Annotated in this window: 15 protein-coding genes; 11 read left to right on the top strand and 4 right to left on the bottom strand. The window is 71.4% G+C overall.

From position 1 onward, the window contains the following. Nucleotides 1–31: 31 nt before the first annotated feature. A complete protein-coding gene (locus K4G64_RS14975; RefSeq protein WP_221756536.1) occupies nt 32–1045 on the bottom strand; it encodes a LacI family DNA-binding transcriptional regulator in 1014 nt (337 codons plus the stop codon). Between the two features lie 348 nt (nt 1046–1393). Here K4G64_RS14975 and K4G64_RS14970 point away from each other — a divergent pair, with 348 nt between their 5' ends. The 7 genes from K4G64_RS14970 to K4G64_RS14940 all read left to right on the top strand — a co-directional run bounded on the left by K4G64_RS14970 (nt 1394) and on the right by K4G64_RS14940 (nt 11175). Then, on the top strand, nt 1394–3334 hold the full coding sequence (locus K4G64_RS14970) for an acyl-CoA dehydrogenase family protein (protein WP_221756535.1): 1941 nt from the start codon (nt 1394–1396) through the stop codon (nt 3332–3334). Nucleotides 3335–3431: 97 nt separating this feature from the next. Then, the gene (gene dxr / locus K4G64_RS14965; protein ID WP_221756534.1) at nt 3432–4688 is read left to right on the top strand and encodes a 1-deoxy-D-xylulose-5-phosphate reductoisomerase; all 1257 of its coding nucleotides are present in this window, start codon (nt 3432–3434) and stop codon (nt 4686–4688) included. An 8-nt stretch (nt 4689–4696) separates the two neighbouring features. Next, nucleotides 4697–5989, top strand: a complete 1293-nt coding sequence (locus tag K4G64_RS14960) for an RIP metalloprotease (protein WP_221756558.1) — start codon at nt 4697–4699, stop codon at nt 5987–5989. A gap of 168 nt (nt 5990–6157) precedes the next feature. After that, nucleotides 6158–7315 (top strand): flavodoxin-dependent (E)-4-hydroxy-3-methylbut-2-enyl-diphosphate synthase, encoded by a 1158-nt coding sequence (gene ispG / locus K4G64_RS14955; protein WP_221756533.1) that lies wholly within the window; start codon nt 6158–6160, stop codon nt 7313–7315. Nucleotides 7316–7873: 558 nt separating this feature from the next. Further along, complete coding sequence (locus K4G64_RS14950; RefSeq protein ID WP_221756532.1) at nt 7874–8722, top strand: GNAT family N-acetyltransferase; 849 nt, start codon at nt 7874–7876, stop codon at nt 8720–8722. Between the two features lie 115 nt (nt 8723–8837). Further along, a complete protein-coding gene (locus K4G64_RS14945) occupies nt 8838–9368 on the top strand; it encodes a GNAT family N-acetyltransferase (protein ID WP_221756531.1) in 531 nt (176 codons plus the stop codon). Nucleotides 9369–9474: 106 nt separating this feature from the next. Beyond that, nucleotides 9475–11175, top strand: a complete 1701-nt coding sequence (locus K4G64_RS14940; RefSeq protein WP_221756530.1) for a proline--tRNA ligase — start codon at nt 9475–9477, stop codon at nt 11173–11175. Between the two features lie 133 nt (nt 11176–11308). Here the strand turns inward: K4G64_RS14940 and K4G64_RS14935 are convergent, their stop codons facing one another. From K4G64_RS14935 to K4G64_RS14925, 3 genes are read right to left on the bottom strand one after another with little or no spacing between them, the layout of a single operon-like run. Next, complete coding sequence (locus K4G64_RS14935; protein WP_221756529.1) at nt 11309–12208, bottom strand: aminoglycoside phosphotransferase family protein; 900 nt, start codon at nt 12206–12208, stop codon at nt 11309–11311. A 48-nt stretch (nt 12209–12256) separates the two neighbouring features. Further along, complete coding sequence (locus tag K4G64_RS14930) at nt 12257–12721, bottom strand: ferritin-like domain-containing protein (RefSeq protein WP_221756528.1); 465 nt, start codon at nt 12719–12721, stop codon at nt 12257–12259. After that, nucleotides 12718–13269 (bottom strand): hypothetical protein, encoded by a 552-nt coding sequence (locus tag K4G64_RS14925; RefSeq protein WP_221756527.1) that lies wholly within the window; start codon nt 13267–13269, stop codon nt 12718–12720. The genes K4G64_RS14930 and K4G64_RS14925 overlap by 4 nt, the downstream gene beginning before the upstream one ends. A gap of 217 nt (nt 13270–13486) precedes the next feature. On the opposite strand from K4G64_RS14925, the gene rimP reads away from it, so the two are divergent. From rimP to K4G64_RS14905, 4 genes are all read left to right on the top strand, one after another. Further along, the gene (gene rimP / locus K4G64_RS14920; protein ID WP_031111412.1) at nt 13487–13987 is read left to right on the top strand and encodes a ribosome maturation factor RimP; all 501 of its coding nucleotides are present in this window, start codon (nt 13487–13489) and stop codon (nt 13985–13987) included. Nucleotides 13988–13989: 2 nt separating this feature from the next. Beyond that, nucleotides 13990–14988 (top strand): transcription termination factor NusA, encoded by a 999-nt coding sequence (gene nusA / locus K4G64_RS14915; RefSeq protein ID WP_184908406.1) that lies wholly within the window; start codon nt 13990–13992, stop codon nt 14986–14988. Between the two features lie 102 nt (nt 14989–15090). Further along, on the top strand, nt 15091–15387 hold the full coding sequence (locus tag K4G64_RS14910) for a YlxR family protein (RefSeq protein ID WP_078885411.1): 297 nt from the start codon (nt 15091–15093) through the stop codon (nt 15385–15387). A gap of 145 nt (nt 15388–15532) precedes the next feature. Further along, nucleotides 15533–15817, top strand: a 285-nt coding sequence (locus K4G64_RS14905; RefSeq protein ID WP_221756526.1) for a translation initiation factor IF-2 N-terminal domain-containing protein, incomplete at its 3' end; no start/stop codon positions are given.

Below are 15817 nucleotides of genomic sequence, written 5' to 3'. Positions count from 1 at the left end.
GGAAGGGGCGTTGTTCGGGGGCCGGGAGTGACTACGACCGGCTCGGCGCCGGCCCCGTGCTGGCCCGGACCGTCAGCTCGGGCGCGAGCAGCACGACCTCGTCGCTGCCGCGCCCGTCGAGCTTGGCGACCAGGTGGTCCACGGCCCGGCGGCCCATCTCCTGCGCGGGGATGGCCACCGACGTGAGCCGCACCGAGGCCTGCGTCGCGACCTGATCGGGGCAGATCGCGACCACCGACACGTCCTCCGGCACGGCCCGGCCCTGCTGGCGCAGCAGCGCGAGCAGCGGCTCGACCGCCGACTCGTTCTGCACGATGAGCCCCGAGGTGCCCGGGCGTTCGTCGAGGATCCGGGCGAGCGTCACGGCCATCGCGTCGTACCCGCCCTCGCACGGCCGGTGCAGCAGCCGCACGCCCAGCTCCCGCGCACGCGTCCGGAGTCCGTCGAGGGTGCGTTCGGCGAAACCGGTGTGCCGCTCGTAGACGGCCGGGGCCTCCCCGATGACGGCGATGTCCTGGTGCCCCTGTTTGGCCAGGTGCTCCACGCACAGCGCGCCCGTCGCCCGGAAGTCCAGATCGACGCAGGTCAGCCCAGAGGTGTCGGCGGGCAGCCCGATCAGCACGGACGGCTGGTCCGTCGCGCGCAGCAGCGGCAGCCGCTCGTCGTCGAGTTCGACGTCCATCAGGATCATCCCGTCGGCGAGCCCGCTGCCCGCCACGCGGCGCACCGCGTCGGGCCCCTCCTCACCGGTGAGCAGCAGCACGTCGTACCCGTGGGCGCGGGCGGAGGTCGCCACGGCGATGGCGATCTCCATCATCACCGGCACGTACATGTCCGTGCGCAGCGGGACCATCAGCGCGATGATGTTCGACTTGCTGCTGGCCAGGGCGCGGGCCCCGGCGTTCGGGTGGTACCCGAGCTCGCGGATGCTCCGCTCGACCCGCTGCCGGGTGTTCGCGGAGATGGACCGCTTGCCGCTGAGGACATAGCTCACCGTGCTCGCCGAGACTCCGGCGTGCTGGGCGACCTCGGCGAGGGTGACCATCCAGCTCTCCAAGCTCTTGTGAAGCGCTTCGACAGCGCGTGTTGCCGATAAAGGTGGGGGAGGGTGGTTCGACAGTAGCTCCAGCAGGAGTGGGTGTCCATAGGTTGTCGAAGCGCTTCGATACCGATTTCCCGGAACGCTCTCAGAGCAGGACTCGTCCTTCGGGACGGCACCTCGATGCAACACCGTCGTCAGGCGTGCGACAAGTGCCGGGCGCGGCGCGCCCCCTTCGGCCGAACGGACGCGCGAGGACTGGTGGGAGCGTCCGGATTCGGGTACCAACGATCCAGTAGCACTGGTCGGTAACGAAACGGTCCTCCATCTTCTAGTTGCGGCGAGGTGCCCCTCATGTCCGCTTCCACCACCCCCTCTTCCCGTCCCGCCGTCACCGAGCGGGAGGCCCGTGAGGTGGCGGAGGCCGCCCGGGAACAGCATTGGCGCAAGCCCAGCTTCGCCAAGGAGCTGTTCCTCGGCCGCTTCCGGCTCGGCCTCATCCACCCCCACCCGCTCCCGGACGAAGAGCTGGCCCAGCGCGGCGAGGAGTTCCTCGCCAAGCTCCGCGACTTCGTCGAGACCAAGGTCGACGGGGGCCTCATCGAGCGCGAGGCCCGGATCCCCGACGAGGTGATCGACGGTCTGAAGGAGCTCGGCGCCTTCGGCATGAAGATCGACACCAAGTACGGCGGTCTCGGCCTCGGGCAGGTGTACTACAACAAGGCGCTCGCCCTGGCCGGCTCCGCCAGCCCCGCGATCGGCGTGCTGCTCTCCGCGCACCAGTCGATCGGCGTGCCCCAGCCCCTGAAACTGTTCGGCACCCAGGAGCAGCGGGAGCGCTTCCTGCCGCGCTGCGCCCGCACGGACATCAGTGCCTTCCTGCTCACGGAGCCCGACGTCGGCTCCGACCCGGCCCGCCTGGCCACGACGGCCGTGCCCGATGGGGACGACTACGTCCTCGACGGGGTGAAGCTGTGGACCACCAACGGCGTCGTCGCCGACCTGCTGGTCGTCATGGCCCGGGTCCCGAAGAGCGAGGGCCACCGCGGCGGCATCACGGCCTTCGTCGTGGAGACGAACTCGCCGGGCGTCACCGTCGAGAACCGCAACGCCTTCATGGGCCTGCGCGGCATCGAGAACGGCGTCACCCGCTTCCACCAGGTCCGCGTCCCCGCCGCCAACCGCGTCGGCGAGGAGGGCCAGGGGCTGAAGATCGCCCTGACCACGCTCAACACCGGACGGCTCTCCCTGCCGGCCTCCTGTGTCGCGGCCGGCAAGTGGTGCCTGAAGATCGCCCGGGAGTGGTCGGCGGCCCGCGAGCAGTGGGGCAAGCCCGTCGCGCACCACGAGGCGGTCGGCTCCAAGATCTCCTTCATCGCGGCCACCACCTTCGCCCTGGAGGCCGTGACGGACCTGGCCTCGCAGATGGCCGACGAGGACCGCAACGACATCCGCATCGAAGGCGCCCTCGCCAAGCTGTACGCCTCCGAGATGGCCTGGACGATGGCCGACGAACTCGTCCAGATCCGCGGCGGCCGCGGCTTCGAGACGGCCGACTCCCTCCGGGCCCGCGGCGAGCGCGGCGTCCCCGCCGAGCAGCTGTTGCGCGACCTGCGCATCAACCGCATCTTCGAGGGATCCACCGAGATCATGCACCTGCTGATCGCGCGCGAGGCCGTCGACGCCCACCTCTCGGTCGCCGGCGACCTCATCGACCCCGAGAAGTCCCTCGGCGACAAGGCCAGGGCGGGCGCGAACGCGGGCGTCTTCTACGCCAAGTGGCTGCCCAAACTGGTCGCGGGCCCCGGCCAGCTCCCCGCCTCCTACGGGGAGTTCAAGCACGGCGTGGACCTCTCCGGGCACCTGCGCTACGTCGAGCGCACCGCCCGCAAGCTCGCCCGCTCCACGTTCTACGCCATGTCCCGCTGGCAGGGCCGGATGGAGTCCAAGCAGGGCTTCCTCGGCCGGATCGTCGACATCGGCGCCGAGCTGTTCGCCATGAGCGCGGCCTGCGTCCGGGCCGAACTCCTGCGCAGCCAGGGCGACCACGGCCGCGAGGCCTACCAGCTCGCCGACGTCTTCTGCCGCCAGGCCAGGATCCGCGTCGAGGAGCTCTTCACCCGCCTGTGGACCAACACCGACGACCTCGACCGCAAGGTCGTCAAGGGCGTCCTGTCCGGCACGTACGAGTGGCTGGAGCAGGGCATCGTCGACCCGTCGGACGAGGGCCCCTGGATCGCGGACGCGACACCGGGACCGTCGCAGAAGGAGAACGTCCACCGGCCCATCAGGTAGCCCCGGCCCTCCCCGGGGGCGTGCACCGCCATGGCGCGCGCCCCCAGGAGGGGGATGCGCTGTCCTCGCACCCCGGCCTTACGGCAACAATGGAGGAATGAGCGACAGTCCAGCCCCCCTCGCCGACCCACACCTCGTCTACGACCCGGTCGTGGGCGACGGTCCCAAGGACGTGGTGATCCTCGGCTCCACCGGGTCCATCGGCACCCAGGCCATCGACCTCGTGCTGCGCAACCCCGGCCGGTTCCGGGTCACCGGCCTGTCCGCCAACGGCGGCCGGGTCGCGCTCCTCGCCGAGCAGGCGTACCGGCTGCGCGTGCGCACCGTCGCGGTGGCCCGCGAGGACGTCGTACCCGCCCTGCGCGAGGCGCTCACCGCGCAGTACGGCACGAGCGAGCCGCTCCCCGAGCTCCTGACCGGCCCGGACGCCGCCACACAGCTCGCGGCCTCCGACTGCCACACCGTCCTGAACGGCATCACCGGCTCCATCGGACTCGCCCCGACCCTCGCCGCCCTGGAGGCGGGCCGCACCCTCGCGCTCGCCAACAAGGAGTCGCTCATCGTCGGCGGCCCGCTGGTCAAGGCCCTCGCCAAGCCCGGGCAGATCATCCCGGTCGACTCCGAGCACGCCGCCCTCTTCCAGGCCCTGGCCGCCGGCACCCGCGCCGATGTCCGCAAGCTGGTCGTCACCGCCTCCGGCGGGCCCTTCCGCGGCCGTACCAAGGCCGAGCTCGCGGGCGTCACCGTCGAGGACGCCCTCGCGCACCCCACCTGGGCCATGGGCCCGGTCATCACGATCAACTCCGCGACCCTCGTCAACAAGGGCCTGGAGGTCATCGAGGCGCACCTCCTCTACGACATTCCCTTCGACCGCATTGAGGTGGTCGTGCATCCCCAGTCGTATGTCCACTCGATGGTTGAGTTCACGGATGGATCGACACTGGCCCAGGCGACCCCGCCCGACATGCGCGGGCCCATCGCCATCGGCCTCGGCTGGCCCGAGCGCGTGCCCGACGCGGCGCCCACCTTCGACTGGAGCAAGGCCTCGACCTGGGAGTTCTTCCCGCTCGACAACGAGGCCTTCCCCTCGGTGAACCTCGCCCGGCACGTGGGCGAGCTCGCGGGCACCGCCCCGGCGGTGTTCAATGCGGCGAACGAGGAGTGCGTGGAGGCGTTCCGCCAGGGCGCACTGCCCTTCAACGGAATCATGGACACCGTCACCCGGGTGGTCGAGGAGCACGGCACCCCGCGTGCGGGAACCTCACTCACCGTGTCGGACGTCCTCGAAGCGGAGACCTGGGCGCGGACCCGGGCCCGGGAACTGGCGGCACAGACGGCGGAGGCCCGTGCATGACGACCCTGATGTTCATCCTCGGCATACTCCTCTTCGCGGTCGGCCTGCTGTTCTCGATCGCGTGGCACGAGCTGGGGCACCTGTCCACCGCCAAGCTCTTCGGCATCCGCGTGCCGCAGTACATGGTCGGCTTCGGCCCCACCCTCTTCTCGCGCAACAAGGGCGAGACGGAGTACGGCATCAAGGCCATCCCGTTCGGCGGCTACATCCGCATGATCGGCATGTTCCCGCCCGGCCCCGACGGCCGGATGGAGGCCCGCTCCACCTCCCCGTGGCGCGGCATGATCGAGGACGCCCGCACCGCCGCCTACGAGGAGCTCAAGCCGGGCGACGAGAACCGCATGTTCTACACGCGCGCCCCCTGGAAGCGCGTGATCGTGATGTTCGCGGGCCCCTTCATGAACCTGGTCCTCGCGGTGGCGCTGTTCCTCACCGTCCTGATGGGCTTCGGCATCACCCAGCAGACCACCACGGTCAGCTCGGTCTCCCAGTGCGTGATCGCGCAGAACGAGAACCGCGACAAGTGCGAGAAGGGTGACCCGGCCGCCCCTGCCGCCGCCGCCGGCCTCAAGGCGGGCGACAAGATCGTCTCCTTCAACGGGGTGAAGACCGACGACTGGAACAAGCTGTCGGACCTGATCCGCGCCACCCCCGGCAAGGAGGTGCCGCTCGTCGTCGAGCGGGACGGCCGGAACGTCACCCTGCACGCGAAGATCGCCACGAATCAGGTCGCCAAGAAGGACGCCTCCGGCCAGATCGTCGAGGGCCAGTACGTGCAGGCCGGCTTCCTCGGCTTCAGCGCCGCCACCGGCGTGGTCAAACAGGACTTCGGCGACTCGGTGACCTGGATGGGCGACCGCATCGGAGAGGCCGTCGACTCCCTGGCCGCCCTGCCCGGCAAGGTCCCGGCGCTGTGGAACGCGGCCTTCGACGGCGCCGAGCGCGAGGCCGACTCCCCGATGGGCGTGGTCGGCGCGGCCCGCGTCGGCGGCGAGATCTTCACCCTCGACATCCCGCCCACCCAGCAGCTGGCCATGGCCCTGATGCTGGTCGCCGGCTTCAACCTCTCCCTGTTCCTGTTCAACATGCTCCCGCTGCTGCCGCTCGACGGCGGCCACATCGCGGGAGCCCTGTGGGAGTCGCTGCGCCGCAACACGGCCAAGGTGCTGCGCCGGCCGGACCCGGGCCCCTTCGACGTGGCGAAGCTCATGCCGGTCGCCTACGTCGTCGCGGGGATCTTCATCTGCTTCACGATCCTGGTGCTGATCGCCGACGTGGTCAACCCGGTGAGAATCTCCTAGTCATACGGCGTTCGTGGCGGCCCGGCATGCTGTTCGCCGGGCCGCCTCCCATTGAGTGGCACGGTGGGTGGGATGTGCCCGCGCCGAGGCATGTGCCGTAATCTCGAAGCTCGGAGCCCGCTGCTCACGGGACCGGACCTTGATCCACGACTTGGGGTTGCACAGCAGATGACTGCGATTTCTCTCGGCATGCCGTCCGTTCCGACCAAGCTCGCCGAGCGCCGGAAGAGCCGCCAGATCCAGGTCGGATCCGTGGCCGTCGGCGGAGACGCCCCCGTCTCGGTGCAGTCGATGACCACGACGCGCACCTCCGACATCGGCGCCACGCTCCAGCAGATCGCCGAACTCACCGCCTCCGGCTGCCAGATCGTCCGCGTCGCCTGCCCGACGCAGGACGACGCCGACGCCCTCGCGACCATCGCCCGCAAGTCGCAGATCCCGGTCATCGCCGACATCCACTTCCAGCCGAAGTACGTCTTCGCCGCGATCGAGGCGGGCTGCGCCGCGGTCCGGGTCAACCCCGGCAACATCAAGCAGTTCGACGACAAGGTCAAGGAGATCGCCAAGGCGGCCCGCGACCACGGCACCCCGATCCGCATCGGCGTCAACGCCGGCTCCCTCGACAGCCGCCTCCTCAAGAAGTACGGCAAGGCCACCCCCGAGGCCCTGGTCGAGTCCGCCCTGTGGGAGGCGTCCCTCTTCGAGGAGCACGACTTCCGCGACATCAAGATCTCCGTCAAGCACAACGACCCGGTCGTCATGATCGAGGCCTACAAGCAGCTCGCCGCGCAGTGCGACTACCCGCTGCACCTCGGCGTCACGGAGGCCGGCCCGGCGTTCCAGGGCACCATCAAGTCGGCCGTCGCCTTCGGCGCGCTCCTCTCCCAGGGCATCGGCGACACCATCCGCGTCTCCCTCTCCGCGCCCCCCGCCGAGGAGGTCAAGGTCGGCATCCAGATCCTGGAGTCCCTGAACCTCAAGGAGCGCGGCCTGGAGATCGTCTCCTGCCCCTCCTGCGGCCGCGCCCAGGTCGACGTCTACAAGCTGGCCGAAGAGGTCACGGCCGGCCTCACCGGCATGGAGGTCCCGCTCCGCGTCGCCGTCATGGGCTGCGTCGTGAACGGCCCCGGCGAGGCCCGCGAGGCCGACCTCGGCGTCGCCTCCGGCAACGGCAAGGGCCAGATCTTCGTCAAGGGCGAGGTCATCAAGACCGTCCCCGAGTCCAAGATCGTGGAGACCCTCATCGAGGAGGCCATGAAGCTGGCCGAGCAGATGGAGGCGGACGGCGTCGCCTCGGGCGAGCCGTCGGTGGCGGTCGCGGGCTGACGGCGCGGGGATCTCCGGGGGCGGGGGGCACGAGCCGCCCTCCCCGCCGTCGGCCGAGGTTCCCGTTCACCGGCGGCGGGCCCTGCGCACGCGGCGAGCCGTGAGGGCCGCGGAGTACATGCTGAAGGGCGACACCCGCGACGCGTCCTGCCGCGCCCCGCGCAGCGCTCACCGGAAGCCGAGGAACAGCAGCAGCTGCCGGAGCAGCACCGGCCCGGTGAGTACGGCGAGAGCCACGACGGCGACGACCGGCGAACCGTCCAACGGACCGGCGACAAAGCGGAACACGACACCTCCCTGTCCCAGGTGCCCGGCAGAGCTGCCGGGCACCTGGGACGAGTGACCGCGAGCGTCTCCGTCGTCGCCGTGCAGGCCCTGTACCGGATGGTGAGCACGCTCCAGGACGAGGTGAACCGGCTCAGGAAACGGCTCGACGACGGGTGGGACCGGGCCCGGGGGCGCCCCACCCGTCTCACGGCTTCGAGCGCGGCGGCACCGCCCAGCTCCGCCAGGTACAGTGCGGGGACCAGCCGCCCCCAGTGTGTGAGGCCCCCGCACGTGTTGACCCAGACGACCTCACGGGTCCTCGAACCGAGCGACCTGGACGCCGCGCTCGCCGTCCTCGACCGCGAGCCGGTCGCGAACGCCTTCGTGTCGTCCCGTGTGCAGATCGCCGGACTCGACCCGTGGCGGCTGGGCGGTGAGATGTGGGGCTGGTACGAGGACGGCATACTCACGTCCCTCTGTTACGCCGGCGCCAACCTGGTGCCGATCTGCGCCGGCCCGCGCGCCGTCCGTGCCTTCGCCGACCGAGCCCGCCGGGCCGGCCGCCGCTGCTCCTCCATCGTCGGCCCCTCCGGCGCCACCTCCGACCTGTGGCGGCTGCTGGAACCCCATTGGGGCCCGGCCCGCGAGGTCCGCCGCCACCAGCCGCTCATGGTCGCCGACCGCCTCCCCGCCGATGTCACGCCGGACCCCTACGTCCGCCGCGTCCGCAAGGACGAGATGGAAACGATCATGCCGGCGTGCGTGGCGATGTTCACCGAGGAGGTCGGCGTCTCCCCGCTGGTCGGCGACGGCGGCCTGCTCTACCAGGCCCGCGTCGCCGAACTCGTCGGCTCCGGCCGCGCCTTCGCCCGTTTCGACGCGGACGGCAAGGTCGCCTTCAAGGCCGAGATCGGCGCCGCGACGGACCGCGCCTGCCAGATCCAGGGTGTGTGGGTGGCCCCCGAGTACCGCGGCACCGGCCTGGCCGCCCCCGGCATGGCAGCGGTCCTGCGCTACGCCCTCGCCGACGTCGCCCCGGTCGTGAGCCTGTACGTCAACGACTTCAACACGGCGGCCCGCAGGACGTACACGAGGGTCGGTTTCCAGGAGGTCGGCGCCTTCATGAGCGTCCTGTTCTGAAGCGCCCCCGGGGGCGCGGGGCTGTGTCCATGTGCGGCTCCGCCGCGTGGGCGCGCTCAGCCGAAGACAACCAGCACCCGGGTGACAACCGAAACCCCCCCTGTAGGCTCCCCGCATGGACCTCGTGATCGGCCCACTCGACCTCCCCGCCCACGTCGACGAGGCCCTGGCCGTCCAAGCCGTAGCCTTCGGTCTCGGCGCCGACGAAGTCGCAGTCCGCCGCCAGATCGTCCTGCGCCACATGACCTACCCGGGGGCGAGGGCACTCGGCGCCACAGCCGACGGCACCCTCGTCGGCTTCGTCTACGGCATGCCCAACGACCGCACCCACTGGTGGTCCACCGTCGTCGAGCCCTACCTCCGCGCCCTGAGCAACGACCACTGGCTCGACGACTCCTTCGTGATCACCGAACTGCACGTCCACCCCGCGTACCAGAACCGCGGCCTCGGACGCTCCCTGATCACCACGATCACCGACGGCGCCGCCGAACCCCGCTCGATCCTCTCCGCGATCGACACCGACAGCCCCGCCCGCGCCCTCTACCGCTCCCTCGGCTACCAGGACCTGGCCCGCCAGGTCCTCTTCCCCAGCGCGCCGAAGCCGTACGCCGTGATGGGAGCCACGCTCCCGCTCCTGCGCCGTTAACCGATTTCCACCGTCGCGCACACCCCGGATAACCTCCTGCCATCACCTTCCCCCACTCTCGGCTCCGCTCGAGCGGGGGACCCCCAGCAGCAGGAGCAGAGGAACCATGGCGAACGCACCGGTCCAGCGCATGTCCCAGTTGTTGGCGAAGACGTTGCGTGACGACCCGGCCGACGCCGAGGTCCTCAGCCACAAGCTCCTCGTCCGCGCCGGCTACGTACGCCGTACCGCCGCCGGCATCTGGAGCTGGCTGCCCCTCGGCAAGAAGGTGCTGGCCAACGTCGAGCGGATCGTCCGTGAGGAGATGGACGCCGTCGGCGCCCAGGAGGTCCTGCTCCCCGCCGTCCTGCCGCGCGAGCCCTACGAGGCCACCGGCCGCTGGGAGGAGTACGGCCCCGAGCTGTTCCGCCTCCAGGACCGCCGGGGCGGCGACTACCTCCTCGGCCCCACCCACGAGGAGATCTTCACCCTCCTGGTGAAGGACCAGGCGTCCTCCTACAAGGACCTGCCGGTCATCCTCTACCAGATCCAGAACAAGTACCGCGACGAGGCCCGCCCCCGCGCCGGCATCCTGCGCGGCCGCGAGTTCCTGATGAAGGACTCCTACTCCTTCGACACCGACGACGAGGGCCTCGCCCAGTCCTACGCCCTGCACCGCGAGGCCTACCAGAAGATCTTCGCGCGCCTCGGCCTCGACTACCGCATCTGCGCCGCGACGGCCGGCGCCATGGGCGGCTCCAAGTCCGAGGAGTTCCTCGCCCCGGCCGAGGCCGGCGAGGACACCTTCGCCGACTGCCCGAACTGCGACTTCGCCGCCAACACCGAGGCGATCACGTACGAGTTGACGTCCGTCGACGCCTCCGGCGTGCCGGCCGCCGAGGACATCCCGACCCCCGACACCCCCACCATCGAGACCCTCGCCGCCTCCCTCGGCGTCCCGGCCTCGGCCACGCTGAAGAACCTCCTCGTGAAGGTCGACGGCGAGATCGTCGCCGTCGGCGTGCCCGGCGACCGCGAGGTCGACATGGACAAGGTCGAGGCGCACTTCGCCCCGGCCACCGTCGAGCTGGTCACCGAGACGGACTTCGCCGCCCGCCCCGACCTGGTCCGCGGCTACGTCGGACCGCGAGGCCTGGAGAAGGTCACCTACATCGCGGACCCGCGCGTCGCCCCGGGCACGGCCTGGATCACCGGCGCCAACAAGGCCGGCACGCACACGAAGAACGTGGTCGTGGGCCGTGACTTCGAGGTCGGCGAGTACGTCGACGTCGTCGTCGTGCAGGAGGACGACCCCTGCCCCAAGTGCGGCACGGGCCTGGTCCTCGACCGCGCCATCGAGATCGGCCACATCTTCCAGCTGGGCCGCAAGTACGCCGACGCCCTCAAGCTCGACGTCCTCGGCCAGAACGGCAAGCCGGTCCGCGTCACCATGGGCTCCTACGGCATCGGCGTCTCCCGCGCGGTGGCCGCCCTGGCCGAGCAGACCGCCGACGACAAGGGCCTGTGCTGGCCCGCCGAGGTCGCCCCGGCCGACGTCCACGTGGTTGCCGCCGGCAAGGCCCTGCAGACCGAGCTGGCCCTCGACATCTCCGGGAAGCTGGCCGCGGCCGGTGTCCGCGTCCTGGTCGACGACCGCCCCGGCGTCTCCCCGGGCGTCAAGTTCACGGACTCCGAGCTGATCGGCGTACCGAAGATCCTCGTGGCCGGCCGGCGCGCGGCGGACGGTGTGGTGGAACTGAAGGACCGCCGCACCGGCGAGCGCGAGGAACTGACGGTCGAGGAGGCCGTCGCCCGCCTCACGGCGTAGCACCGACGCCGCACGGCACAGCACCGGCAGACCGGGCGGACTGGCCGAAATCAGTCCGCCCGGCAGTCGAGGCCGTTTCGTCCGCGCCGGCGGTCCGGGGCGCAGCACCCCCCAGGTCTTCCGCCCCGACGCCCTACAGCCAGCTCGCGAACTCCAGCAACAGCTCCGCGTCGCGCGGCCGTCCGACCCGCCCCGCCCGCACGCCCGACTCCACGGCACGGAACAGCGTCCAGCCCCGCAGCCGCTCCTGGTCCACGTCCAGGGACTCGGCCAGCCGCTTCACCCGGCGCCGGGTCGTGGCCGCGCCGGACGGCTGGGCGATCAGGTCCTCCACCCGGTCCCGGACCAGCCGGGCCAGATCGAAGGCGCACTCGCCGACCACCGGGTCGGGCCCCACGGCCAGCCACGGCATCCGCTCCCCGCCGAGCACCTTGCTCTGCCGGAACGTGCCGTGCAGCAGCCGGTGTTCGGGCGGCGCGGCCAGCAGCTCCTCGCGCGCCGCGAGCGCCAGGTCGACCAGCGGGGCCACCTCGGGATCGGCCCGGGCCCGTACCCGCATCGCCTCGGCCTGCCGCCCGGTCCGCTCGGCCACGGTCTCGAAGGGGAAGTCGGCGGGCGGCTCCACCCACAGCCGCCGCAGCGTCCCCGCCGCCTCCAGCAGCGCCTTCGCCTCCGGCAGCGACCGCACCGACACGTCTGGATGCAGCCGCTCCAGCAGCAGGACCCCCTCCGCGGAGAAGGGCTCGAGCAGCTGCACGGCACCCCGCCCGTCCCAGTGCGCCAGCGCGGCCCGCTCCGCCTCCGGGCGGGCCCGGCCCGGCGCCAGCTTGAGCACGGCGGGCGTCCCCTCGGCGGTCCGCACCAGCACGACCAGGCTGCTGCGCCCACCGGGCACCTGCACCCGCTCCACGGTCAACTCGCGTAGCACGACGGCCTGCTGCGCCGCCTCGGGCAGCTTGTCCAGCCAGTCGTCACCGTCCGGCGCCGTCTCACCGAGCGCCCTGACCAGACGCTGCGGCGGTTCGAAAACCATGCGCGAGTCGTTCCCTTCGTGCTGTCCGCGGTGCGTGCCCGGCCCGGGTCACGCCGTGGGCGCCGCCGAGGGCGGGGCCGTGCCGGCCCGCTCGGCGAGCCCAGGGAAGGCTACGCTCTCGCCGCGCCAGCGCACCGCCCGCACCGCCGCCTCCCGCAGCGCCTCGGCGGCCAGCGTCCGCCGCCCGCCGCCCGCCGCGCGCACCAGGTCGGCGTAGACCCCCGCCACCCGGTCCTCCAGCTCTGCCGCGAGCCGCACGGCCGCCGCCGAGTCCGGCACCTGGAAGGGCAGCGCGTAACCGGCGGACGCGGCCACCGGCCGGCCCCCCAGGTCCTTCACCTCGCGCACCAGCGCGTCCCTGCGCGCCCGGTGCGCGTCGTACGCCGTGCGAGCCTCGGTGCGCTGCCCCGCGCCGATCCTCCCGCCGACGATGCCGTAGCCGTACACCGCCGCGTGCTCGGCCGCCAGCGCCGCCTGCAGGGCGCGCAGCTCCCGGTCCTTCTCCTCGCTCACGCGCCACCCTCCGTCAGCAGATACACGTGCGCCGCCCCGGCCGCCGCCACCGACGCCAGCAGGCGCGCCAGCTCGCCCGGGGCCCCGCCGAGCGCCTTGGTCCGCCGGTCGGCGAGCTCCCGCTCCGCCGCGGCGAGCCCGGCGAGGGCGTCCTTGTCGTTCCCCGGCACGGTCGCGGACGGGGCGGGTGAGGCCGACGAGGTCACCGATGCAGACGCGGAAGGGGAAGCGGAAGGTGACGTCGGGGGCGATGCTTTCCGGCCACCGCCGAACGCCCGCGCGTGCCGTACGACCTCCTCGCGCAGCGGCCCCAGCCGGCCCGCGAGCCCCGGACGGGCGGCGATCACCGCGTCGTAGCGCTCCACCAGACCCTCGCTGTCCCGGGCCGCACGCGCGCGTGCCCGGTCCGTCGCCGACGAGTCCTCGCCGGCCGGTCCGCCGGAGTCCCCGCCGGTGCAGCCCGCCAGGGCGAGGGCCGCCGGGGCGACGGCGAGCAGACTCCTTCTGCGCGGCCCCGAGCGGGCACGCTGCGATGAGGGAAAGGGCACGTCAGACGTCCTCGGGGGCTCGTTTCGAGAAACATGCGAGAAAGAAGGGAGTGCAAGGGCTGCTTGCCCGTGATCACGGTACCCGGGCCCCCGCCCGGCATCACTCAGCGGCACCGTTCGTGACCGGGTGGACGGCAACACTCCCCGCGACCGGATACCCTTTGACCAGACACGCGCCCCATCCCACAACAGCACACGCGGCCGAGGAGTCACCCGGATGAGCACCACCCAGAGCGAGAGGCTGCGAGAACTGCTGGAGCCGCTCGTCACCTCTCAGGGCCTGGACCTCGAAGAGATCGAAGTGGACTCCGTCGGACGCAAGCGTGTGCTGCGCGTGGTCGTCGACTCGGACACGGGCGCGGACCTGGATCTGATCGCCGATGTGAGCCGCGCGCTCTCGGCGAAGCTCGACGAGACCAACGCGATGGGCGAGGGCGAATACACCCTCGAGGTCGGCACCCCGGGCGCGGAGCGCCCCCTCACGGAACACCGGCACTACGTCCGCGCCACGGACCGGCTGGTGAAGTTCCAGCTGTCCGAGGGCGGCGAGCTGGTCGCCAGGATCCTGAAGGTCGACGACGAGGGTGTCGACACCGAGGTGCCCGGAGTGAAGGGCCGCAAGGCCACCGCGCGCAGAATCGCCTTCGACGACATCGTCCGGGCGCGTGTCCAGGTCGAGTTCAGCCGCAAGGACAACAAGAAGGAAGAGGAGGCGTAGCCGTGGACATCGACATGAGCGCCCTGCGGGGCTTGGTTCGGGAGAAGGAGATCTCCTTCGACCTGCTGGTCGAGGCGATCGAGTCGGCCCTCCTCATCGCCTACCACCGCACCGAGGGAAGCCGCCGCCACGCGCGCGTGGAGCTCAACCGGGAGACCGGCCATGTGACCGTGTGGGCGAAGGAGGACCCCGACGACCTCGAGGAGGGCCAGGAGGCCCGCGAGTTCGACGACACCCCGTCCGGCTTCGGCCGTATCGCCGCCACCACGGCCAAGCAGGTCATCCTGCAGCGCCTGCGCGACGCCGAGGACGACGCGACGCTCGGCGAGTACGCCGGCCGCGAGGGCGACATCGTCACCGGCGTGGTCCAGCAGGGCCGCGACCCGAAGAACGTGCTCGTCGACATCGGCAAGCTCGAGGCCATCCTGCCGGTGCAGGAGCAGGTGCCGGGGGAGACCTACCCCCACGGCATGCGCCTGCGCTCCTACGTCGTCCGGGTGGCCAAGGGCGTCCGTGGTCCCTCCGTCACCCTCTCGCGCACGCACCCCAACCTGGTGAAGAAGCTCTTCGCCCTGGAGGTGCCGGAGATCGCCGACGGCTCGGTGGAGATCGCCGCGATCGCCCGCGAGGCCGGTCACCGCACGAAGATCGCCGTACGGTCCACCCGCTCCGGCCTGAACGCCAAGGGCGCCTGCATCGGCCCCATGGGCGGCCGCGTACGCAACGTCATGGGTGAGCTGAACGGCGAGAAGATCGACATCGTCGACTGGTCGGAGGACCCGGGCGACATGGTGGCCAACGCGCTGTCCCCGGCCCGCGTCTCCAAGGTGGAGATCGTGGACATGGCGACCAGGTCGGCCCGGGTGACCGTGCCCGACTACCAGCTGTCCCTGGCCATCGGCAAGGAGGGGCAGAACGCCCGTCTCGCGGCCCGGCTGACCGGCTGGCGCATCGACATCCGCCCGGACACGGAACCGGCCGGGAACGGCTCCGAGGAATAGATCCAAGCCGCGGGCCGTTCAGATCACGACAGGTTCATGCACGCCAACTGTTCGAATCCTGCCCCAAAGGGGTGAGGCGTGCACGGGGAGGTAGACTTAAAGGTGTCTGGCCGGACGCGCGCCCGCGCATGCCCTGAACGCACCTGTGTGGGGTGTCGGGAGCGAGCGGCCAAGGCCGAACTGTTGCGGATCGTGACGATCAAGGACGCATGCGTTCCTGATCCAAGCGGTACGCTGCCCGGCCGGGGTGCGTACGTACACCCCGCACCGGTCTGTCTCGACCAGGCGGTACGCCGCCGAGCGTTCCCGAGGGCACTGCGCGTCCCGGGACCGCTCGACACAAAGGCGTTGCGCCGATACGTCGAGCAGACGACAGTTGCCGAGCAGGCAACACGGTAAGACGTGCCGTACGGAACCCCGTGCGGCTAGGTACCTCGCGAGTCGAAAGCAGGTCGAGATTGCGATGAGCACTCGATGAGTACGCGATGAGTACGCCCATGAACTAGCGACGGTCCGGACGCAACCCGGACCTCAAAGGAGCGAAGTGGCTAAGGTCCGGGTCTACGAACTCGCCAAGGAGTTCGGCGTCGAGAGCAAGGTCGTCATGGCCAAGCTCCAGGAACTCGGTGAATTCGTCCGTTCGGCGTCTTCGACGATCGAAGCGCCTGTTGTACGCAAGCTGACGGACGCCCTCCAGCAGGGCAGCGGAGGCGGCAAGCCCGCCCCTGCCCGCAAGGCTGCCCCGGCGAAGCCGGGCGCCCCCTCTCCCGCGCAGGCTGCCCGTCCGGCCGCCCCGCGCCCGCCGGCCCCGAAGCCGGCCGCCGAGAAG

Source organism: Streptomyces sp. WAC04114, assembly GCF_019733245.1.
GTDB classification, from domain to species: domain Bacteria; phylum Actinomycetota; class Actinomycetes; order Streptomycetales; family Streptomycetaceae; genus Streptomyces; species Streptomyces massasporeus_A.
Note: the sequence above shows the minus strand (reverse complement) of the source record. Positions and strands in the feature narration are given on the sequence as shown.

Bases quoted from the DNA above. Each gene is read 5' to 3' on its own strand.
- K4G64_RS14960 (WP_221756558.1), top strand. From the start codon at position 4,697: ATGTTCATCCTCGGCATACTCCTCTTCGCGGTCGGCCTGCTGTTCTCG.
- K4G64_RS14975 (WP_221756536.1), bottom strand. From the start codon at position 1,045: ATGGTCACCCTCGCCGAGGTCGCCCAGCACGCCGGAGTCTCGGCGAGC.
- K4G64_RS14970 (WP_221756535.1), top strand. From the start codon at position 1,394: ATGTCCGCTTCCACCACCCCCTCTTCCCGTCCCGCCGTCACCGAGCGG.
- rimP (WP_031111412.1), top strand. From the start codon at position 13,487: ATGAGCACCACCCAGAGCGAGAGGCTGCGAGAACTGCTGGAGCCGCTC.
- ispG (WP_221756533.1), top strand. From the start codon at position 6,158: ATGACTGCGATTTCTCTCGGCATGCCGTCCGTTCCGACCAAGCTCGCC.
- K4G64_RS14940 (WP_221756530.1), top strand. From the start codon at position 9,475: ATGGCGAACGCACCGGTCCAGCGCATGTCCCAGTTGTTGGCGAAGACG.
- K4G64_RS14935 (WP_221756529.1), bottom strand. From the start codon at position 12,208: ATGGTTTTCGAACCGCCGCAGCGTCTGGTCAGGGCGCTCGGTGAGACG.
- K4G64_RS14945 (WP_221756531.1), top strand. From the start codon at position 8,838: ATGGACCTCGTGATCGGCCCACTCGACCTCCCCGCCCACGTCGACGAG.
- dxr (WP_221756534.1), top strand. From the start codon at position 3,432: ATGAGCGACAGTCCAGCCCCCCTCGCCGACCCACACCTCGTCTACGAC.